22 protein-coding genes are annotated in these 18,604 nt (G+C 65.5%); 9 read left to right on the top strand and 13 right to left on the bottom strand.

Translation table 11 applies throughout. The annotated features are described in order from the left end of the window. Nucleotides 1-43: 43 nt before the first annotated feature. A complete protein-coding gene (locus Q1A36_RS04520; protein WP_299840357.1) occupies nucleotides 44-3,133 on the bottom strand; it encodes a valine--tRNA ligase in 3,090 nt (1,029 codons plus the stop codon). A 197-nt stretch (nucleotides 3,134-3,330) separates the two neighbouring features. On the opposite strand from Q1A36_RS04520, the gene Q1A36_RS04515 reads away from it, so the two are divergent. From Q1A36_RS04515 to Q1A36_RS04500, 4 genes are all read left to right on the top strand, one after another. Then, nucleotides 3,331-4,335: a DctP family TRAP transporter solute-binding subunit gene (locus tag Q1A36_RS04515; protein WP_299840354.1), complete on the top strand. Its 1,005-nt coding sequence runs from the start codon at nucleotides 3,331-3,333 to the stop codon at nucleotides 4,333-4,335. A gap of 72 nt (nucleotides 4,336-4,407) precedes the next feature. Beyond that, nucleotides 4,408-5,088 (top strand): TRAP transporter small permease, encoded by a 681-nt coding sequence (locus Q1A36_RS04510; RefSeq protein WP_299840351.1) that lies wholly within the window; start codon nucleotides 4,408-4,410, stop codon nucleotides 5,086-5,088. Nucleotides 5,089-5,091: 3 nt separating this feature from the next. Continuing rightward, a complete protein-coding gene (locus Q1A36_RS04505) occupies nucleotides 5,092-6,480 on the top strand; it encodes a TRAP transporter large permease subunit (protein WP_299840348.1) in 1,389 nt (462 codons plus the stop codon). A gap of 188 nt (nucleotides 6,481-6,668) precedes the next feature. Continuing rightward, complete coding sequence (locus Q1A36_RS04500; RefSeq protein ID WP_299840345.1) at nucleotides 6,669-7,154, top strand: DUF2087 domain-containing protein; 486 nt, start codon at nucleotides 6,669-6,671, stop codon at nucleotides 7,152-7,154. 182 nt (nucleotides 7,155-7,336) lie between these two features. Here Q1A36_RS04500 and Q1A36_RS04495 read toward each other — a convergent pair whose 3' ends face one another. From Q1A36_RS04495 to Q1A36_RS04470, 6 genes are read right to left on the bottom strand one after another with little or no spacing between them, the layout of a single operon-like run. After that, nucleotides 7,337-8,005, bottom strand: a complete 669-nt coding sequence (locus Q1A36_RS04495; RefSeq protein ID WP_299840342.1) for a glutathione S-transferase family protein — start codon at nucleotides 8,003-8,005, stop codon at nucleotides 7,337-7,339. Continuing rightward, the gene (locus tag Q1A36_RS04490) at nucleotides 8,002-8,685 is read right to left on the bottom strand and encodes a YceI family protein (protein ID WP_299840339.1); all 684 of its coding nucleotides are present in this window, start codon (nucleotides 8,683-8,685) and stop codon (nucleotides 8,002-8,004) included. The genes Q1A36_RS04495 and Q1A36_RS04490 overlap by 4 nt, the downstream gene beginning before the upstream one ends. Nucleotides 8,686-8,696: 11 nt before the next feature. Beyond that, complete coding sequence (locus tag Q1A36_RS04485) at nucleotides 8,697-9,164, bottom strand: VOC family protein (RefSeq protein WP_299840336.1); 468 nt, start codon at nucleotides 9,162-9,164, stop codon at nucleotides 8,697-8,699. Beyond that, nucleotides 9,161-9,823, bottom strand: coding sequence for a glutathione S-transferase family protein (locus tag Q1A36_RS04480; protein ID WP_299840333.1), 663 nt, complete (start codon nucleotides 9,821-9,823; stop codon nucleotides 9,161-9,163). The genes Q1A36_RS04485 and Q1A36_RS04480 overlap by 4 nt, the downstream gene beginning before the upstream one ends. After that, complete coding sequence (locus Q1A36_RS04475; RefSeq protein WP_299840330.1) at nucleotides 9,820-10,614, bottom strand: VOC family protein; 795 nt, start codon at nucleotides 10,612-10,614, stop codon at nucleotides 9,820-9,822. Before Q1A36_RS04475 ends, Q1A36_RS04480 begins: the two co-directional genes overlap by 4 nt. A 46-nt stretch (nucleotides 10,615-10,660) precedes the next feature. After that, the gene (locus tag Q1A36_RS04470) at nucleotides 10,661-11,383 is read right to left on the bottom strand and encodes a DUF1428 domain-containing protein (protein ID WP_299840327.1); all 723 of its coding nucleotides are present in this window, start codon (nucleotides 11,381-11,383) and stop codon (nucleotides 10,661-10,663) included. A gap of 88 nt (nucleotides 11,384-11,471) precedes the next feature. On the opposite strand from Q1A36_RS04470, the gene Q1A36_RS04465 reads away from it, so the two are divergent. Then, on the top strand, nucleotides 11,472-12,131 hold the full coding sequence (locus Q1A36_RS04465; RefSeq protein ID WP_299840324.1) for a helix-turn-helix domain-containing protein: 660 nt from the start codon (nucleotides 11,472-11,474) through the stop codon (nucleotides 12,129-12,131). Here the strand turns inward: Q1A36_RS04465 and Q1A36_RS04460 are convergent. Beyond that, complete coding sequence (locus Q1A36_RS04460) at nucleotides 12,122-12,598, bottom strand: Lrp/AsnC family transcriptional regulator (RefSeq protein ID WP_299840321.1); 477 nt, start codon at nucleotides 12,596-12,598, stop codon at nucleotides 12,122-12,124. The two genes, Q1A36_RS04465 and Q1A36_RS04460, sit on opposite strands and share 10 nt — an antisense overlap. 116 nt (nucleotides 12,599-12,714) lie before the next feature. Here Q1A36_RS04460 and hppD point away from each other — a divergent pair, with 116 nt between their 5' ends. The 4 genes from hppD to Q1A36_RS04440 all read left to right on the top strand — a co-directional run bounded on the left by hppD (nucleotide 12,715) and on the right by Q1A36_RS04440 (nucleotide 15,390). Further along, entirely contained in the window at nucleotides 12,715-13,827 is a 1,113-nt protein-coding gene (gene hppD / locus Q1A36_RS04455) for a 4-hydroxyphenylpyruvate dioxygenase (protein ID WP_299840318.1), read from the top strand. A gap of 69 nt (nucleotides 13,828-13,896) precedes the next feature. Beyond that, complete coding sequence (locus Q1A36_RS04450) at nucleotides 13,897-14,259, top strand: Rieske 2Fe-2S domain-containing protein (protein ID WP_299840315.1); 363 nt, start codon at nucleotides 13,897-13,899, stop codon at nucleotides 14,257-14,259. A 76-nt stretch (nucleotides 14,260-14,335) separates the two neighbouring features. Continuing rightward, complete coding sequence (locus Q1A36_RS04445; protein WP_299840312.1) at nucleotides 14,336-15,109, top strand: SDR family oxidoreductase; 774 nt, start codon at nucleotides 14,336-14,338, stop codon at nucleotides 15,107-15,109. Further along, complete coding sequence (locus tag Q1A36_RS04440) at nucleotides 15,106-15,390, top strand: putative quinol monooxygenase (protein ID WP_299840309.1); 285 nt, start codon at nucleotides 15,106-15,108, stop codon at nucleotides 15,388-15,390. The genes Q1A36_RS04445 and Q1A36_RS04440 overlap by 4 nt, the downstream gene beginning before the upstream one ends. Here the strand turns inward: Q1A36_RS04440 and Q1A36_RS04435 are convergent. From Q1A36_RS04435 to Q1A36_RS04415, 5 genes are read right to left on the bottom strand one after another with little or no spacing between them, the layout of a single operon-like run. Next, nucleotides 15,387-16,013: an HAD-IA family hydrolase gene (locus tag Q1A36_RS04435; protein ID WP_299840305.1), complete on the bottom strand. Its 627-nt coding sequence runs from the start codon at nucleotides 16,011-16,013 to the stop codon at nucleotides 15,387-15,389. The genes Q1A36_RS04440 and Q1A36_RS04435 overlap by 4 nt on opposite strands. Beyond that, on the bottom strand, nucleotides 16,010-16,495 hold the full coding sequence (locus tag Q1A36_RS04430; RefSeq protein WP_299840302.1) for a GNAT family N-acetyltransferase: 486 nt from the start codon (nucleotides 16,493-16,495) through the stop codon (nucleotides 16,010-16,012). The genes Q1A36_RS04435 and Q1A36_RS04430 overlap by 4 nt, the downstream gene beginning before the upstream one ends. Next, nucleotides 16,492-16,968, bottom strand: coding sequence for a DUF2948 family protein (locus tag Q1A36_RS04425; protein WP_299840299.1), 477 nt, complete (start codon nucleotides 16,966-16,968; stop codon nucleotides 16,492-16,494). The genes Q1A36_RS04430 and Q1A36_RS04425 overlap by 4 nt, the downstream gene beginning before the upstream one ends. Further along, nucleotides 16,961-18,247, bottom strand: a complete 1,287-nt coding sequence (gene murA, locus Q1A36_RS04420) for a UDP-N-acetylglucosamine 1-carboxyvinyltransferase (RefSeq protein WP_299840296.1) — start codon at nucleotides 18,245-18,247, stop codon at nucleotides 16,961-16,963. The genes Q1A36_RS04425 and murA overlap by 8 nt, the downstream gene beginning before the upstream one ends. Then, entirely contained in the window at nucleotides 18,248-18,448 is a 201-nt protein-coding gene (locus Q1A36_RS04415; protein ID WP_299840293.1) for a hypothetical protein, read from the bottom strand. Nucleotides 18,449-18,604 lie beyond the last annotated feature (156 nt).

Raw genomic sequence — 18,604 nt, 5'->3', positions numbered from 1 at the left:
AAGCCAGCTTCTCGCTCGTCCAAATATCCCCGCCGGAGGCAGGCTACATCGCTGCCAGCTGCGCCAGTGCGGCGTCGAGCCGGGAAATATCCTCATCCAGCGCCGCCAGCTTCTCGCGGGTTTCCTCGATCACCTCGGCTTCGGCATTTTCGACGAATTTCGGGTTGCCGAGGCGCTTGCGCAAACCATCGGCATCCTTCAGCGCCTTGCCCTTGGCCTTGTCCAGCCGCGCGCTTTCCGCCGCCGCGTCGATCACGTCACCGATGGGCAAGGCGAAGCTTGCCCCCTGCGCCGCCACCGCGATCATGCCCTTGGCCATGGCACCGTCCTGCGGCGCGTTCACCCGGGCCAGACGCTCGATCAACGGCGCATTGGCGGCCAGCGCCGCGCGGGCGCTGGCATCGGCCTCGGTCACGATCAGGTCGAGCTTGGCGCCAGCCGGCACGCCAATCTGGGCGCGGGCCGAGCGGATGCTTTCAATGAGCGCGATCACCCAGTTCATCTGCCGGTCGGCCTCGGCGTCGATCAGTTCGTCGCCGTAGGTCGGCCAGTCGCCATGGACCAGCATCTTGCTGCGGTCGCCGGTCAGCGCCCACAGCTCCTCGGTGACGAAGGGCATGACCGGGTGCAGCATCAGATAGCACTGGTCCAGCACCCAGCCCATCGTGGCGCGGGTTTCCTCGGCATGTTCGCCATCGAAAAGCGGCTTGGCGAACTCGACATACCAGTCGCAGACCTTGCCCCAGACAAAGGCGTATAGCCCGGTCGCCGCATCGTTGAAGCGATAGCTGTCCAGCGCCTCGTCGGTCGCAAGGCGGATGCGGGCGACCTCGCCGATGATCCAGCGGTTCACGGTATGGTTCGGCTCGGGCCGCGCGCCGCCGCCGCGGACGCCGTTCATCTCGGCAAAGCGGGTGGCGTTCCAGATCTTGGTGACGAAATTGCGGAAGCCCTCGACATGGCGCGGCCCCAGCTTCGGGTCGCGGCCCATGGCGGCCATGCTGGTCAGGGTCATGCGCAGCGCGTCGGCGCCGAATTCGTCGATCAAGAGCAGGGGGTCGATGACGTTGCCTTTCGACTTCGACATCTTCGCGCCCTTCTCGTCGCGCACCAGCCCGTGGACATAGACGGTGTGGAAGGGGACGTTCTTTACCACCTCCATCTGCATCATCATCATCCGGGCAACCCAGAAGAAGATGATGTCGAAGCCGGTGACCAGCACATCCGTCGGGAAGTATTTCTGCATCTCCGGCGTCGTCTCGGGCCAGCCGAGCGTGCCGATGGGCCAGAGACCCGAGGAGAACCAGGTGTCGAGAACATCCGGGTCGCGCCAGACCGGGTAGACCAGTTTCGTCGGGTCCTGGCTGAGGTTGTAGTCAGCCAGCCCCTGCGCGAAGGCGTCGATGGCAGATGCGCGGTCGGCAACCTCGATCACCCGGGCGATCTCCAGCGGCTGCGGCAGGCCGGCGATACTGTCGCGGAACTGTTCGACCACCTCGGCGAAATGTGGCGCGGCGTGATGGATCTCGTCACGATGGACCAGTCCTTCTTCTAGCAGGGCGAAGATTTCCACCTCGTCCAGCGCGCCGTCATGATCGTCATCGACCTGGCCTTCCAGCGACAGGTCAAGCCCGTACCAGACCGGGATCTGATGACCCCACCACAGCTGGCGCGAGATGGTCCAGGGTTCGATATTCTCGAGCCAGTTGAAATAGACCTTCTTGTGCTGCTCGGGCAGGATCTGGGTGCGGCCATCGCGCACGGCCTCGAGCGCGGGGCCGACGATCTTCTGGGTATCGACGAACCACTGATCGGTCAGCATAGGCTCGATCACCACATTCGAGCGGTCGCCGAAGGGCTGCATGATCGGCTTGGCATCGACCAGTGCCCGGCGCTCCAGATGCTCGGCGTTGGTTTCCTTGTCGATTTCCTTGTGCAGATAGGTCACGGCAAGACCCTCCGCCGTGATCTCCGCGATCACCCGCTCGCGCGCCTCATAGCGGTCAAGGCCGCGCAGATGCTCGGGGACGAGGTTGACGTTCGAGACATCGCCCACATCCTCGCCCTGCGCGGCGCGGGTGGCGATCTCGGCGCTGTCCTCATAGGACAGTCCGTCCTCGCGCATGGCGCCCTTGCTGTCCATCAGCGCGTAAAGCGGGATGCCGTTGCGCATGGCCACGGCATAGTCGTTGAAGTCATGCGCCCCGGTGATCTTCACCGCGCCCGAGCCGAATGTGGGATCGGGGTATTCGTCGGTGATGATCGGGATCAGGCGGCGGTGTTTCTTTGGCCCGACAGGAATTTCGCAGAGTTTCCCGACGATTGCGGCGTAACGTTCATCCGACGGGTGTACTGCGACCGCGCCGTCGCCCAGCATGGTTTCGGGGCGGGTGGTGGCGATGGAGATATAGTTGCGGGTCTCGCGCAGGGTGACGTTGCCGTCCTCGTCGCGCTCCACGTATTCATAGGTCTCGCCGCCGGCCAGCGGGTATTTGAAATGCCACATATGGCCCGGCACTTCGCGGTTCTCGACCTCGAGATCCGAGATCGCCGTCTCGAAATGCGGATCCCAGTTCACCAGCCGCTTGCCGCGATAGATGATGCCCTTGTCGTAAAGATCGACAAAGACCCGGATCACCGCATCGTGGAAATTGCCTTCTTCGCCCTTGGGCGCACCCGGCGCGCCGGACATGGTGAAGGCATTGCGCGACCAGTCGCAGCTGGCGCCGAGGCGCTTCAGCTGGTTGATGATCGTGTCGCCGGATTCCTGCTTCCAGGCCCAGATCTTCTCGACGAAGGCCTCGCGGCCGATCTCGCGCCGGTTCGGCTCCTGCCGCTCGGCCATGCGGCGCTCGACCACCATCTGCGTGGCGATGCCGGCATGGTCCTGTCCCGGCTGCCACAGCGTGTCGAAGCCGCGCATCCGGTGCCAGCGGACCAGGATGTCCTGCAGCGTATTGTTGAAGGCGTGGCCGATATGCAGGCTGCCGGTGACGTTCGGCGGCGGGATCATCACCGTGAAGGTTTCCTTGCGCGAGGCATTGGCCCCGGCGGCAAAGGCATTGGCTGCTTCCCATTCGGCCGCGATGCGGGCCTCGGCGGTCGTCGCGTCGAAGCTTTTGTCCATGGTCATGGTTCTGGTCCCGTTTTCTCTGGAACGGGGCTTAGCGAAACCGCGCGAAAAGGCCAAGGCTTGCCATGCGCTTCTGTGCAGCAAGGCGGGGGCGGGGCAGGAGTTTAGGGTTGCCATATGCGGGCCGGTTGCGGAAAGTGAAGGTCTAGCAAGCCGGGCCGCATAATCCGGCTGCGAACGTTTGGGAGGACTGCTTCATGAAATCGATTCTCACCGCCGCCTGCGGGCTGGCGCTTATGTCCACTGCCGCGCTGGCCGATCCGGCGAAATGCGATGACGGCGAAACCGTGGTGAAATTCAGCCATGTGACCAATTCCGACAAACACCCCAAGGGCATCGCGGCGCAGCTGTTCGCGGACCGGGTGAATGCCGAGATGGATGGCAAGATGTGCGTCGAGGTCTATCCGAACTCGACGCTCTACGATGACGATGCGCTGCTGGAAGCCATGCTGCAGGGCGATGTGCAGCTGGGCGCGCCCTCGCTGTCGAAATTCGAGGCCTTCACCAAGGTCTTCCAGATCTATGACCTGCCTTTCGTCTTCAAGAACATCGCGGCGGTGGATGAATTCCAGGCCTCGGAAGCCGGGGCGGCGATGAAGGCCAGCATGGAGCGGCGCGGCATCCTTGGCCTCGAGTTCTGGCACAATGGCATGAAGCAGCTGTCGGCGAACAAGCCGCTGATCACGCCCGAGGATGCCAAGGGGCTGAAATTCCGCGTGCAGCCCTCGGACGTGATCATCGCGCAATTCGAGGCGCTTGGCGCATCCGCGCAACCCATGGCCTTTGCCGAGGTCTATGGCGCGCTGCAGACCGGGGTTGTCGACGGGCAGGAGAATGCCTGGTCGAACATCTATGGCCAGAAATTCTACGAGGTGCAGGACGGCACCACCGAGACGAACCACGGCGTGCTGGACTATCTGGTCGTGGCCTCGGTCGACTGGCTCGACAGCCTAGACCCGGCGGTGAAGGACCAGATGCTGACCATCCTGAACGAGGTCACGGTCGAGCGGAACGGCGCGGTGAACGATGTCGACATGGCGGCACGGCAATCGATCCTCGATGCTGGCGGCAAGATCGTCGAACTGGACGACGCGCAGCGTCAGGCCTGGGTCGACGCGATGAAGCCGGTCTGGGCGCAATTCGCCGAGGGCGTCGGGCAGGAGAACATCGACGCCGCGCAGGCGATCAACGAGAAGCACTGAGCCTGAACATCAGGACCCGTCCCGCGCAGGTCGCGGGGCGGGCCGTTTCCCGCGCCACTCGGGGAGGGGGCAATGAGCTATCGTTACGAGCCGAAGGGTCCGGTCGGGCGCTTCGTCAACAGCCTTGAAGAAAACACCATCGCCATCCTTCTGGGGCTGATGACCATCCTGACCTTCGTCAACGTCATCCTGCGCTATGTGTTCCAGTCCTCGCTGATCTGGGGGCTGGAGCTTACGCTGGCGCTGTTCGCCTGGCTGGTGCTGCTGGGGATCTCCTACACGGTCAAGATCAACGCCCATCTGGGGGTGGATGCGCTGATCAACATTCTGCCCGCCGGCGCGCGCAAGGCGCTGGCGCTGCTGGCCGGGGCGCTGTGCATCTTCTATGCGCTGTTGCTGCTGAAGGGGGCCTGGGATTACTGGGCGCCCTTTGCCGGCTATCAGCAGACCGGCGGGCGCTGGTTCCCGACGGGCTTCATCCCGACCCGCGACCGCGCCTTCTACGTGACCGAGCAGATCCCGATGCCTGGTTTCCTGGCCTGGATGGGCGATGTGTTCAACATGGGCGAGCCCTATGAGAAGCTGCCCCGCCTGATCCCCTATTTCGTCCTGCCCTTCGGCATCGCGCTGCTGCTGTTCCGCCTGCTGCAAGCCACGTGGCAGGTCTGGACCGGCGAGCGGCAGAGCCTGATCGTCAGCCACGAAGCCGAGGACGCCGTCGAGGAAGTCCGCCATCTCAATCGCGGAGACTAGGGCATGGATGTCCTTCTGCTGTTCGTCCTGATCGTCGGGCTGATGCTGCTGGGCCTGCCCATTGCCATCGCGCTGGGGCTGTCCTCGACCCTGTTCCTGTTGTGGTTCTCGGACACCTCGCTCGCCTCGATCGCACAGACGCTCTATAACGCGATGGAGGGCCATGCGACGCTTCTGGCCATCCCCTTCTTCATCCTCGCCTCAAGCTTCATGTCGACGGGCGGCGTGGCGCGGCGGATCATCCGGTTTTCCATCGCCTGCGTCGGCCATCTGCCGGGTGGGCTGGCGATTGCCGGGGTGTTCGCCTGCATGATGTTCGCGGCGCTGTCGGGCAGCTCGCCCGCCACCGTGGTCGCCATCGGCTCGATCGTCATCGCGGCGATGCGGCAGGTCGGCTATTCCAAGGATTTCGCCGCCGGTGTGATCTGCAATGCCGGCACGCTTGGCATCCTCATCCCGCCCTCGATTGTCATGGTCGTCTATGCCAGCGCCACCGATGTCTCGGTCGGGCGGATGTTCTTGGCCGGCGTCATCCCGGGCCTCTTGGCCGGGTTCATGCTGATGGCCACCATCCTCATCATCGCCATCTGGAAGAACATGCCGCGCGGTCAGTGGCAGGGCTGGGGCGAGATCTGGGCCAGTTTCCGCGAGGCCTTCTGGGGGCTGATGCTGATCGTCATCATCATGGTCGGGCTTTACGGCATTCCGGGCGTGACCAAGGCGATCTTCACGCCGACCGAGGCGGCGGCGGTGGCGGCGGTCTGGGCCTTCATCGTGGCGATCTTCATCTACCGCGACATGGGGCCGCTGCGCGAGGGCGAGCGCCGCATCCCCCTGTGGCAGAAGCCGCAGGCGCTGGTCACGGCCTTCTTCCACAAGGGCACGCGCGATGTGCTGCTGGAGGCCGGCAAGCTGACCATCACGCTGATGTTCATCATCGCCAACGCGCTGATCCTGAAATACGTGCTGACCGACGAGCAGATCCCGCAGCATATCGCGGGCGCAATGCTGGATGCCGGTTTCGGCAAGATCATGTTCCTGATCATCGTCAACGTGATCCTGTTGATCGGCGGACAGTTCATGGAACCCTCGGGCCTGATCCTGATCGTCGCGCCGCTGGTCTTTCCCATCGCCATCGAGCTGGGGGTCGATCCGATCCATCTCGGCATCATCATGGTGGTGAACATGGAGATCGGCATGATCACCCCGCCGGTGGGGCTGAACCTCTTCGTCACCTCGGGCGTGGCCGGCATGTCGATGATGCGGGTGGTCAAGGCGGCGCTGCCCTTCCTGGGCGTGCTCTTCGTCTTCCTGATCCTCATCACCTATGTGCCGATCCTGTCCACGTGGCTGCCGACGCTGATGATGGGGCCGGAAACCATCGTGAGGTGAGGCTTGCAGCGGGGTCGTGGCGGGGCTAGCCTGCCGCCACGGTCCGCAGTTCACCGAGGCGTCGCCGGCCATCTGGCCAAGCTGAACCTGTGCGAGAGATTGGGCAGCCGCATCTTTTGCCGCGCGCTGACAAGGGCGACCATCGGCACCCCGAACCGGGGTATTCGCGTGGCTGGAAGGATGCCGCCATGACGCGTGATCTGAACGCCGTCTTCATCACCGACCTGTCGGGCTTTGCCCGCACGCTGGCCCGCGATCTGTCGAGGCAGGAAGTCCCCGGCCATCAGGCCATGCTGGGCCTGATCGCCCGCGCCGCCGGATTCAGGAACTACCAGCAGCTTCGGGCCGAGGCGCCCCGGCCCGCCGTCTCGAAATCGGTCGAGCGGGCATTGCGGAATTTCGATGCGCAGGGACGGATGATCGCATGGCCGGCGCCGACGAAGCTGCAGGGCCTATGCCTCTGGCGTTTCTGGGCCGGGCTGGCGCCGGGGCGCGATTACCGCGAGGCGGATCTGAACGCGGTGCTGAAGGACTGGCACCTCTTCGGCGATCACGTGTTGCTGCGCCGCTCGCTGATCGATCACCGGCTGGTCGAGCGCGCCACCGATGGCAGCTGGTATCGCCGCATCGAGCAAGCCCCGCCGCCCGAGGCGCTGGCGATGATCCGGGGATGAGCGGCGCGCCCGGCCCGGAGCAAGCGCGAAGCGCGCCGGGCCAGCGCCTGCCCGTCCGGGCGGGTAGGCGCTTTGGTGCGGCTGGTCCCGAGTTCCGGCAGGAGAGGGACTTGGCGCCATAAAGCACGCAGTCGGGCCGTTCGGGCGCCTACCCACGGTCCGACGCTTGCCCTCTGCCGCGCTCAGCGAAACCGTTCGGGCATCCGCTCGACAAAGGGGAACATGTCGAAATAGGGCTTTGCCTCGGCCAGCACCCGCGCGCAGGATGGCCGTTCGAACAGGCGTTCGGCATAGCCCGTCAGCGCCGGAAAACCCTCGAACGGATGCAGGATGCCGGCATAGAACAGCGCCGGCATGGCGGCGCAATCGGCCATGCCGAAATCGCCCGCCGCCCAGTCCCGGCCCTGCAGATGCGCCTCGGCTGTCTTGTAAGCGGTGTCGAGCGTGGCGCGGGATGCGGCGGCGATGGCAGGCTGTGCCTCGGCTGGCATGAAGAGATGCGACACGACGATGCGCTGCATCGGGTCATGGACATAGAGATCGAAGAACCGGTCCCACAGCCGCACCTGCCGCGCGGCATCCGGGTCCGCAGGGATCATCCGGCGCGGGCCGGGATGGTGCTGGTCGAGGTAATCGATGATGATCGAGGTCTCGGCCACCGTCTCGCCGCGCCCCTGATCGATCAGCGCCGGCATCTTGGCCACCGGCCAGACCCCGGCCATCAGCGCCTGGTCCGCCGGGTCGCCCAGATCGATCAGCCGCGGGGTGAAGGCGGTGTCGTTCTCGTAGAGCGCTATCAGCACTTTCCAGCAGAACGAGGCCAGCGGGTGATAGTAGAGCGTCAGGCTCATGATTTCGGCGCGGGCTTGCGGGCGAATTCGGCGTCGATCTGGATCTCGATCGGGTCGGTGAAGAAGGCGTTCAGCCCATAGGCCTGCGGGTCGATCGTGGTCTCGGCATGCATCCCGATCAGATGGGCAAGGATCGGCAGGTCGTTTTCATCCCCGGTATAGCCCTCACCCGCGCCGATCAGGGTCACGTCGAAGGTCGCCGGGTGGGTCTGGCCCATGATGGTCAGATCGCCGGTGACGGTGCCGGCGGTATTGCTGACTGCGTCAAATCCGGTGGCGGTGAAACTCGCCTCGGGATGGGCCGCCACGTTCAGGTAATCCGCGCCGGTCAGCGTTTCGGCAAAACCCGGATAGGGGTTGCTGATCGAACCGGCCTGAACCGTCGCGGTCAGGGTGCTGGCAGCGGAATTCTCGGGGTTCCACTGAAGGCTGCCCGAGACAGTATCAAAGCGGAAGACGCTGACCGAGAAGTTCATATGCGGCACCCGGGCGATCACCGCCGTATGCGCCGGGTCGAGCACATAGGCGCCGGCACCCGCCGCGTGATAATCGGGCTGGCCGCGCGGCACGTCGGCGGGGGTGATGGCGGCGGGGTCAACGGTGGTGGTCGCCTCGGCCCGTGCAAGGGCAGGGACCAGCGCAAGGGTCAGCGCCAGCAAGGGCGCGATGGGGGTCTTCATCAGCTATCCTTTCACTGGCCGTCAAAGGCCGCGCGCATCGTGGCGATGTCGAGCTTGGTCATCTTGTACATGGCCTGCCGCGCCCGTTCCGAGGCTTCGGGGTCGTCGGCAAAGGTCATCTCCATCACCGCGCGGGGAGTGATCTGCCAGGACAGGCCCCAGCGGTCGATCAGCCAGCCGCACTGGCTTTCCTGTCCGCCATCGGCGGTCAGCGCGTTCCAGAGCAGGTCTGTTTCGGCCTGATCCTCAGTCAGGACCGAGATCGAGGCGGCGGGGGAGAGGGTGAAATGCGGCCCGCCGTTCAGGATCATGTAGGGCGTGCCGGCGAGGTGAAAATTCACCACCAGCGCCGGGGTGTCGCCGCCCTGAAAGCCCACGGCCCCCTCGACGGCGCTGCCGGGGATCAGCGCGGTATAGAAGGCGGCGGCAGCCGAGCCGTCCTTCTCCATCCAGAGGCAGGTGCGGACGGGCGAGGTCATGCCGCGCCCTCCTTTTGGGCCTTGGCGCGGTCGGCCTCGGCCCAATGGGCCATGTGATCGGCCATCGCCTTCTGGAAGGCCGGACGCGCAGTGGCGCGGGCGACATAGGCGGACAGCACCGGATGATCATCCAGCGCGCCATCGTCGCCGGCACCGCGCAGCACCTCGACCAACATCAGATCGGCAATCGAGAAGGTGTCGCCCAGAAGCCAGTCGCGCCCCTCGAGCGCGGCGGCCAGTTGCGCAAGGCGGGGCTGAAGGCGCTTCATTGCGCGCTCGGCGGCGGCCTCGTCCTTGTCGAACAGCCCGGCCGTGACCCAGACCATCACCTGCGGCTCGACGCTGTTCAGCGCGGCGATCAGCCATTGCGTCACCTCGGCCCTGCGCGCCTCTGGCAGAAGCGCCGTGCCCTCTGCCAGATAAAGCGCGATGGCGCCGCTCTCGAACAGGGTCAGGTCGCCATCCTTCAGCACCGGCACCTGCTCGAAGGGCTGCATCTCCCGATGGGCGGCAGATTTGGGTGAAACCGGCACGGTTTCGATGCGATAGGGGATGCCGGCCTCTTCGGCGGCCCAACGCGCGCGGATCTCGCGGACATAGCCCTGGGCAAAGGGCGGCACCCAGTCATAGGTGACGATGGTAACGGGTTCGCGGGTCATGCGCTGATCTCCTTCGGGCCGACCACGGCAAAATGCGCGCCCTGCGGGTCCTGTGCGATGGCGATGAAGGCGCCGCCCGGAACCTCTTGCGGGCCGTGGATGATCTGGCCGCCATTGGCGCTGATCCGGTCCATGGCAGCCGTCACGCCATTCGCGCCGAAATAGGGCAGCCAGCAGGTGAAGGGCGCGTTGCCGAGGCCCATCATCCCGCCGATATCGGCGCCCTTATGCGAGAAGAGCTGGTAGGTGCCCATCTCGCCCATGTCGACGGGCGTCGATTTCTGCCAGCCGAAGAGACCGGAATAGAAGGCAAAGCCCGCTTCCGGGTCGCTCGACATCAGCTCGTTCCAGTTGCCATGCCCGGCCTTCTTCTGGTCGAAGGCGCCGGTCTCGTTGGCCTTGGCGATCTGCTCGGGCGTCATATCGCCGAGATCGGGCTGCAGGATGCCGAAGCGCCCGCCCTGCGGGTCGCCGACGATGGCAAAGCGGCCGGTGCCGGGAATGTCTTCGGGGCCGACGAAATCCTTGCCGCCGGCCTTGAGGATCGCCTGCACCGCCGCGTCGCAATCATCGACGGCGAAATAGATCAGCCAGTGCGGCGGCTGGTTGCCATCGGCATTGGCGAGGCCGGCGACCATGTCCTCGCCCGATTTCGCCAGAAGATAGTCGAAACCGGGCACGCCCGCATCCTGCGCGGTCCAGCCCAGCACCTTGCCATAGAAATCGGCTGCCGCAGGGGAATCGCCGGATGTCAGTTCATACCAGCAGGGATTGCCTTGAAAGCTCGTCATGATCGCCTCCTCGTGATCGGCGGTTGATCGGTCCCGAGACCGGATGTCAGGATTTCGCGGAATCGAAGATCGTGTCAAATCCCCCCCACATCATCCGCTTGCCGTCAAAGGGCATCTCGGGGAATTCCTGCCCTTCCATGTCGGCCTCCATCGATTTGGCGGCCGCGTCGCAGGTGGCGCGGTCGGGCCAGGCGATCCAGCTGAAGATCGGCGCCTCGCCCTCTTCGGCCAGGGTGGCGCGGTAGAAATCGGTCTTCTTGCCGTGCGGCACGTCCACGCCCCAGCCCTCGATGGTGCCAAGCGCGCCATAGCCCTCGAACATCGACCAGGCCTCGCCCGCCATCTTGGTATAGGCGTCCTTGTTCTTCTCGGGCGCGGCCAGCGCGAAGCCTTGAACATAGGCCCCGCCATTCGGTTCTCCGGCCTCCCAGACCGGGTGGAAGCCGCCATAGATCATCCGGCTGCCATCGAAGGGCATATTGCCCATCGCCGCCATCTCGGGATCGCTCTGCATCTTCTCCCAGGCCGCATCGGCGGCGGCCTTGTCGGGCCATTCGATCCAGGAAAACACGACGGTCTCATCATCCTTGGCCGCGACCGCGCCCTGCAGATCGTTGACCTTGCCCTTGGGTACATCGGCGCCCCAGGTCTCGATCATCCGGGTCGCGCCATATTTCGAGAACAGGCCCCAGGCCATTTTCACATGGTCAATGTAGTCTTGCTTATTTGCGGTGGGGACAGCCGCGATGGTGCCAAAATAATAGCTCATCTGAACCTCCTGTTGCCGGGGCGAAATCCCCGATCCGACTCGCATCCTGTCGCTTGCAGTATGAAAAAGCAACTGATAGTATGAAAATATGACCAAGAACGGCGAAACATCGCGCATCCGCTATGACGAGGGCTGCCTAGAGGCCCACGCCCTGAACGTCATCGGCGATCGATGGGCGCTGCTGGTGGCGCGCGAACTGATGGTGGTGCCGAAGCGGTTTCAGGCGCTTCGCGCCGGGATGCCGGGGATCACCGCCGGGGTGCTGACCCAGCGGCTGACGCAGATGATCGAGTCGGGCGTGGTCAGCCATGATCCTGACCTTGGGGTCTATGGGTTGACGCCATCAGGTCAGGCGCTGCATCCGGTCTTGATGGCGCTCTGCCATTGGGGCAGCCAGCATCAGGGCCATGACCCGCGCCGCTTCATCAGCCCGACGGCGCTGATGCTGTCCATGTGCGCCAAGATCGACCGCGCTGCGGCCGCAGGGCAGGGGGTTATCGCCGGTTTCGACATGGAGCGCGAGGCGTTCGAGTTGCGGATCGCGCCGGACGGGTCGCTGGCGGTCACTGCCACCCGCAAGCCTGAGGGCGATTTCCTCTTGCGCGGCAATGGCAACACGCTGGCCCGCGCGGTCTATGGGCCCGAGCCGGTGGCCCGTCTGGCCGAGGCCGGGGTGATCGGGCTGATCGGCGATGCCGCCCGGGCGCAGGGTTTCGTGGATCTCTTCAGCCTGAACAATCAAGGCTGAAGCGCCAGACCTTCCTCTTCCTTCAGTGTCTTCAAGACGATTTCCGAGCGCACATGCGCCACCTGCGGATGTGGCAGCAGATGCTGGTGCAGGAAGGCGGCGAAATCTTCCAGATCACGGGCGCGCACGTCCAGCACGTAATCGGCATCGCCCGCGACCGAGAAGGCGGCGCGGATATTCGGCTGCGTCTGGATGAAACGGGCAAAGCTGTCATCGGTGCCCTGTCCGTGGCTTTGCAGGTTCACCCGCGTGATCGCGCGGAGGCCAAAGCCCAAGCCGGCGGCATTCAGTCGCGCCGCATAACCGAGGATCAGCCCGGCCTCTTCCAGCGCCGCCCTCCGGCGCGAGCATTGCGAGGCCGAGAGGTTCACCACCTCGGCCAGTGCCGCGTTGGTCATCGCCCCGTCGCGCTGCAATGCGGTCAGAATCGCAAGGTCAAAGCTGTCTATCGCCATTTCGTGCGCCAATCCGTATGATGGTGCGAATTTCGTGCAATATGACCCGAAAACCGGCGAAAGATGCAAGCCCCATGCGCGGCCCCTGTGACATACTGTCGCCAAGCCGCAGATTGAGGAGTAGCGCCATGGGTCCCTTCCCGCACAACGCCCCGAAAGCCACCATCACCGCCGCCAACCCGGCCGGCACCGACGGGTTCGAGTTCGTCGAATTCGCCCATCCCCAGCCCGAGATCCTGGACCGCATCTTCCGCCAGATGGGCTTTGTCCCGGTGGCCAAGCACAAGACCAAGGACATCGTTCTCTATCGTCAGGGCGACATCAACTATCTGCTGAACGCCGATGCGGATGGCCATGCCGCCCAGTTCGTCAAGGATCACGGCCCCTGCGCCCCGGCCATGGCCTGGCGCGTGGTCGATGCGCAGCACGCGCTGAAGCGCGCGGTGGAGCTGGGCGCGGTGGAATATACCGGCCCGGGCAAATCGCTGGACGTGCCTGCGGTGATCGGCATCGGCGGCTCGCTGCTCTACTTCGTCGACACCTATGGCGACACTGGCAGCGCCTATGCGCGCGACTTCGACTGGCTGGGCGAGGTCAATCCGCGCCCCACGGGCTTCGGCTTCTTCTACCTCGACCACCTGACCCACAATGTGATCCGCGGGAACATGGATACCTGGTACAAGTTCTACCACGACGTGTTCAACTTCCGCGAAATCCGCTTCTTCGACATCAAGGGCAAGCAGACCGGCCTGACCAGCCGCGCCCTGACCAGCCCCGATGGCAAGATCCGCATCCCGATCAACGAAAGCGCCGACGAGAACAGCCAGATCGAGGAGTATCTGAAGGAATACAAGGGCGAGGGCATCCAGCACATCGCGATTGCCAGCAATGACATCTATGCCGGCACCGATGCGATTTCCGCCGCCGGGATGGAATTCATGCCCGGGCCGCCCGCCGTCTATTACGACATGTCGAAAAAGCGCGTGACCGGCCATGAGGAACCGCTGGAGCGGATGAAGAAGCACGGCATCCTGATCGATGGCGAGGGCGTCGTCGGGGGTGGCGAGACCCGCATCCTTCTGCAGATCTTCTCGAAAACCGTGATCGGGCCGATCTTCTTCGAGTTCATCCAGCGCAAGGGCGATGACGGCTTTGGCGAGGGCAATTTCCGCGCCCTCTTCGAATCGATCGAGGAAGATCAGGTCCGCCGCGGCGTGCTGAAGGCCGAACCCACCGTCTGATCCGCATGTGGTAAACGGTTTCTGCGCCCGGCCTCTGCTTCGGGCGCATTTTCATGACAGGAGCGACCCATGGCCTGGACCGATTACAGCACCGCGCCGGCACTTGGCACCCCGGTCGCCGCGCTGGCCGAGGTCAGCGGGGCGATGACGCTGATGCTGAACGGTCCGCAGGGCGAATTCCCGCTGCTGCTCGTTCGCGCGGGCGAGGCCGTCCATGCCTATGTGAATGCCTGCCCGCACCAATATCTGCCGCTCGACTATCGCGGGCCGCAGATCCTGTCAGCCGACGGGGCCAAGCTGATGTGCACGGGACATGGCGCCATGTTCGATGCCGCAACGGGCGAGCCGCTGTCGGGCGCCGATTGCGCGCTGGACCGGGTGCCGCTGGTGGTCGAAGGGGGCGTGATCCTGATCGGTCAAGACGCGGGCTGAGGATTTAGACCAGCCGCCTTGGTCGACAATCCCGCGCCGCCATGCTCATCTGGCCCCGTGAGACACGGGAGGCAGCATGACCAGAACCATCCTCATCACCGGCGCGGGCTCGGGTTTCGGCAAGGGCGTGGCCCTGGGGCTGGCCGAGGCGGGGCACAAGGTCATCGCGTCCTGCCAGATATGGCCGCAGGTGACAGAGCTTCGGGCCGAGGCGGCGCGGCGGGGCCTCACCATGCAGGTCATCAAGCTGGACGTGCTCTCCGCGATCGACCGCGACCATGCGCTGGCGCTGGAGTTCGACACGCTGTTCAACAATGCGGGCATCATGGAATCCGGCCCGGTGGCGGAACTTCCGCCCGAGATCGTCCGGCGTATCTTCGACACCAATGTTTTCGCGGCCCTCGAGATGGCGCAGGGCGCGGCCAGGAAATTCATCCGCGCGGGGGGCGGGCGCATCGTCTGGACCTCGTCGGTGGCGGGTCTGGTGAAAGTGCCCTGGGACGGGGCTTATTCCGCCAGCAAATTCGCCGTCGAGGGCTTCTGCCTCGCGCTGCGCGAAGAGCTGGCCCCCTATGGCGTCGAGGTCTGCACCATCAATCCCGGCGCCTATCGCACCGGCTTCAACGATACCGGGATGGAGGCGCAGGACCAGTGGTGGGGGCAGGGCGAGCGGGTGATGGATCACTGGCCCGTGCGCGAACTGACCCGGCAGGCCGACCCGGCCGAGATGGTCGAGGCGATGATCCGGGTGCTGACCGAGGCCAATCCGCCCTATCGCACCGTGCTGCCGAAAGCCGCCCATGACATGGCCCGGCGCGAGCAGCAGGAGGAATGGGAGCGGCGGTTGTGAGCGGTCCTGTTCATGTCACCGCCCGTTTCCGCGCCCGTGCCGGTCAGGCAGGCGCGCTGATCCCGCTGCTTCGTGCACTTGCCGAACACAGCCGGGACGAGCCGGGCTGCCTAAGCTATGACTATCTGCAGAGCGGCGATCTCTTCACCTCGGTCGAGATCTGGGCCACGCCCGAGGCCGAACGCGCCCATAACCAGACGGAATTCCTTGACGCGCAGCTGGTGAAGATCCTGCCGCTGCTCGATGGCAAGCCCGAGGTGATCCGCTGGCAGCGGATCTAGGTGCCGAAATCCAACCGGATGCCGGGGCCGGGCAGGCGGGTCACGCCGCTGTAATCGGCGATGCTGACCGCGCTGCCGGTGGCGCCGCCAAGCCCGACGCTCGGCATCCCGGCATCCTTGGCCGAGGTGAGGCCGGCGGTCGAGTCCTCGAAGGCCAGCATCCGTTCTGGCGCGAGCCCGAAGGCCTTCGCTGCCCGGGCAAAGGGTTCGGGATCGGGTTTCGGATGGGTCACGTCATCGGCGGTGATGATGATGCCGGGCAGGGGCAACTGGCAGATACCCATCCAGCGCCGCGCCAGATCGGACGGGGCCGAAGTGACCAGCGCCCATTCGTCACCCGCTAGGCTCGCCAGCAATTCCGGCGCACCGGCCATCGGGCGCAACAGGTGTTCCAGCGCGGGCAGCCGGTCCAGCACCCATTGCCCCTCGGTCATCAGATCGGCATCGGGGGCGAAATGGGCGATGATCCGGTGCAGCGGACGGCCATGGCAGAAATGGATGACCGCCACAGGGTCCAGTCCCCGGCGTTCCGCCCATTCGGTCCAGGAGGCGGCGATGACCGGGCCGGAATTGACCAGCGTGCCATCCATGTCAAAGGCCAGCGCCTCGGCGGAGAGGATCATGGCAGGCTCCTCAGCATCTCGATCTCGGGGTTGTCCGGGCTGTTGCTCGGCTCGTGCCGGTCCGAGGGGCGGAACCCGAGCCGGCGATAAAGCGCCTGCGCATGGGCCGCCCGGTCCCGGACATTGAGGCCGATCGAGGTCATGCCCTGCGCCGCCGCATCGGCGATGGCGGCGCGGATGGCGGTTTCGGCAAAGCCCCGGCCACGCGCCTCGGGCCGGGCATAGACCGCCAGAAGCCAGCCCCGCTGGTCATCGCTCGGGTCCAGCCCCGCCTGCCAGGCGGCGACCGCCAGCGGTTCGCCCTCGGTCCGGCCCGCCGCGAAGGTCGGCACCGCCGCCAGCCGTTCGGCGAAATCCGCGAGCGGCCGGTCCTGCCAGTCGTCCAGCGTCGAGCCGAAGGCCTCGGGCGCATCGATCAGCGCCGCAAGCCGGATGGCGCGCCATTCCGCGGCGCGCGCGGGATCAAGCCGCCAGACTCTCATTCCGGGTGATGCGGTGCCTTGCCCGAGGGCGCGACATAGGGCCGGGTCACGTCGCGCAGGTCGAGGTTGATGCATTCGACATCGGCGGACAGCGTGCCGTCGCCGGCAAACTCCAGCAGCAGCCGCCCGGTGCCATCGGCGCCCGGCTGCCAGTCGATGGTCAAGAGTTCCAGCACCGTATCGGCATCGCGGCTGAGCCCGTCGCTTTGCACCTTGAGCACGTCATTGACGACCAGCAGCGCCCGGACCCGCTCGAACTCGCGCTTCTCGCGCCGCGCGGCCTCGGCATCTTCCCAACGGAAGCGGTTGATCAGCAGCGCCAGGCGCCGGGCCTTGCTGTCATAGCTGAGTTCGTTCGCCGGCAGGATCGCATCCTGCACCAGCGCCGAGATCACCCTCAGATCGGCCTCGCCCTCGGCCTTCAGCGCCAGCGGGCTGTCCGGCCCGGCATCAAAGAAGCCTGCATCAGCCATGGGCGGCCTCGCCTTCCTTCACCCGCTCGATCTTGGCGCCTACGCCGCGCAGCTTGCGCACGACATGCTCGTAACCGCGATCGAGGTGATAGACGCGGCTGACGATGGTTTCGCCCTCTGCCGCCAGACCGGCGAGAATCAGGCTGACGCTGGCGCGCAGGTCGGTCGCCATGACCGGCGCGCCCTTCAGCTTACTGACCCCGGTGACGGTCGCATGGCCGCCATGAACCTCGATCTTTGCGCCCATACGCGCCAGTTCCGGCGCGTGCATGAAGCGGTTCTCGAAGATGGTTTCCTCCAGCACGCTGGTGCCCTCGGCGGTGCACATCAGCGCCATCATCTGCGCCTGCAGATCGGTCGGGAAGCCGGGGAAGGGTTCGGTCTTCACGTCCACGGCCTTGATGCGGCCGTTCTTGCGCGAAACCTTGATGCCGCGATTGGTCTGCTCGACCGAGACCCCGGCCTCGTCCAGCTTCTCGCAGAAGGCGCCCAGCAGATCGATCCGGCCACCGAGGCATTCGACCTCGCCACCGCAGATCGCCGGCGCCAGCATATAGGTGCCCAGCTCGATCCGGTCGGTGACGACCGGGTGCGTTGCGCCATGCAGTGCATCGACGCCCTCGATGGTGATGGTGCCGGTGGTCTCGCCCTCGATCCGTGCGCCCATGCGGCGCAGGCATTCGGCCAGGTCGACGATCTCGGGTTCGCGGGCGGCATTCTTCAGCACCGTGGTGCCCCGCGCCAGCGTGGCAGCCAGCAGCGCGTTCTCGGTGGCGCCGACCGAGACGATCGGGAAGTCGATCACCGCACCGCGCAAGCCACCCGAGGGCGCCTTGGCGTTCACGTAGCCTTCGCGCAGGTCCAGTTCCGCGCCCATCGCCTCCAGCGCCCGCAGATGCAGGTCCACAGGCCGCGCGCCGATGGCGCAGCCACCGGGCAGCGAGACCTCGGCATGACCATAGCGCGCCAGAAGTGGGCCAAGCACCAGGATCGAGGCGCGCATCTTGCGCACGATGTCATATTCGGCCCGCTGGCTCGTCAGGTCATGGCTCGACAGCGCCAGCACCGTGCCGTCCTGGAGGCTGGCCACCTCGGCGCCGAGACTGCGCAGCAGTTCCGTCATGGTGCGGATATCCGACAGCCGCGGGGCATTGGTCAGCGTCAGCGGCTGATCCGTCAACAGCGTCGCCGGCATCAGCGTCAGGCAGGCATTCTTGGCCCCGGCAATCGGGATCTCGCCATTCAGCGCCCCGTTGCCCGTCACGATGATCTGATCCATCTACTCGTCCCCTTCCGGCTTGCCGGTTATCTGGTCGTCCGGCTCGGCCTGACTGTGTTCCATATCGGTCGGCGCATCGGCCCGCTGATCGGTCCGCGCCCGCGCCTGCGCCTTGCGCTTGGCCAGGTTGGCCCTCAGCGCCGCCCGCAGGCGGTCCTCGCGGCTGTTCTTGCTCTGGCCTGTCTCGCGCTTCCCGTTCATCCGCCCCTGTTAACGATCACGCCGCCCACAGTCCAGTTTCGAACGCAGCACAGACCCGGCGTAACCCAAGGTCAACGGCGCGCGTTCGGCAGCTTTCGGCGAAAATTTGCGCGCGAGGCCCTTGCGCCGCGCCGCCGCTTTGTCTAAACGCCCCTC

This window comes from uncultured Paracoccus sp. (genome assembly GCF_947487305.1).
Lineage (GTDB): Bacteria > Pseudomonadota > Alphaproteobacteria > Rhodobacterales > Rhodobacteraceae > Paracoccus.
Note: the sequence above shows the minus strand (reverse complement) of the source record. Positions and strands in the feature narration are given on the sequence as shown.

Excerpts from the sequence above, each read along its gene's own strand:
- Q1A36_RS04520 (WP_299840357.1), bottom strand. The coding sequence starts at position 3,133 with ATGACCATGGACAAAAGCTTCGACGCGACGACCGCCGAGGCCCGCATC.
- Q1A36_RS04515 (WP_299840354.1), top strand. The coding sequence starts at position 3,331 with ATGAAATCGATTCTCACCGCCGCCTGCGGGCTGGCGCTTATGTCCACT.
- Q1A36_RS04510 (WP_299840351.1), top strand. The coding sequence starts at position 4,408 with ATGAGCTATCGTTACGAGCCGAAGGGTCCGGTCGGGCGCTTCGTCAAC.
- Q1A36_RS04505 (WP_299840348.1), top strand. The coding sequence starts at position 5,092 with ATGGATGTCCTTCTGCTGTTCGTCCTGATCGTCGGGCTGATGCTGCTG.
- Q1A36_RS04500 (WP_299840345.1), top strand. The coding sequence starts at position 6,669 with ATGACGCGTGATCTGAACGCCGTCTTCATCACCGACCTGTCGGGCTTT.
- Q1A36_RS04495 (WP_299840342.1), bottom strand. The coding sequence starts at position 8,005 with ATGAGCCTGACGCTCTACTATCACCCGCTGGCCTCGTTCTGCTGGAAA.
- Q1A36_RS04490 (WP_299840339.1), bottom strand. The coding sequence starts at position 8,685 with ATGAAGACCCCCATCGCGCCCTTGCTGGCGCTGACCCTTGCGCTGGTC.
- Q1A36_RS04485 (WP_299840336.1), bottom strand. The coding sequence starts at position 9,164 with ATGACCTCGCCCGTCCGCACCTGCCTCTGGATGGAGAAGGACGGCTCG.
- Q1A36_RS04480 (WP_299840333.1), bottom strand. The coding sequence starts at position 9,823 with ATGACCCGCGAACCCGTTACCATCGTCACCTATGACTGGGTGCCGCCC.
- Q1A36_RS04475 (WP_299840330.1), bottom strand. The coding sequence starts at position 10,614 with ATGACGAGCTTTCAAGGCAATCCCTGCTGGTATGAACTGACATCCGGC.
- Q1A36_RS04470 (WP_299840327.1), bottom strand. The coding sequence starts at position 11,383 with ATGAGCTATTATTTTGGCACCATCGCGGCTGTCCCCACCGCAAATAAG.
- Q1A36_RS04465 (WP_299840324.1), top strand. The coding sequence starts at position 11,472 with ATGACCAAGAACGGCGAAACATCGCGCATCCGCTATGACGAGGGCTGC.
- hppD (WP_299840318.1), top strand. The coding sequence starts at position 12,715 with ATGGGTCCCTTCCCGCACAACGCCCCGAAAGCCACCATCACCGCCGCC.
- Q1A36_RS04450 (WP_299840315.1), top strand. The coding sequence starts at position 13,897 with ATGGCCTGGACCGATTACAGCACCGCGCCGGCACTTGGCACCCCGGTC.
- Q1A36_RS04445 (WP_299840312.1), top strand. The coding sequence starts at position 14,336 with ATGACCAGAACCATCCTCATCACCGGCGCGGGCTCGGGTTTCGGCAAG.
- Q1A36_RS04435 (WP_299840305.1), bottom strand. The coding sequence starts at position 16,013 with ATGATCCTCTCCGCCGAGGCGCTGGCCTTTGACATGGATGGCACGCTG.
- Q1A36_RS04430 (WP_299840302.1), bottom strand. The coding sequence starts at position 16,495 with ATGAGAGTCTGGCGGCTTGATCCCGCGCGCGCCGCGGAATGGCGCGCC.
- Q1A36_RS04425 (WP_299840299.1), bottom strand. The coding sequence starts at position 16,968 with ATGGCTGATGCAGGCTTCTTTGATGCCGGGCCGGACAGCCCGCTGGCG.
- murA (WP_299840296.1), bottom strand. The coding sequence starts at position 18,247 with ATGGATCAGATCATCGTGACGGGCAACGGGGCGCTGAATGGCGAGATC.
- Q1A36_RS04415 (WP_299840293.1), bottom strand. The coding sequence starts at position 18,448 with ATGAACGGGAAGCGCGAGACAGGCCAGAGCAAGAACAGCCGCGAGGAC.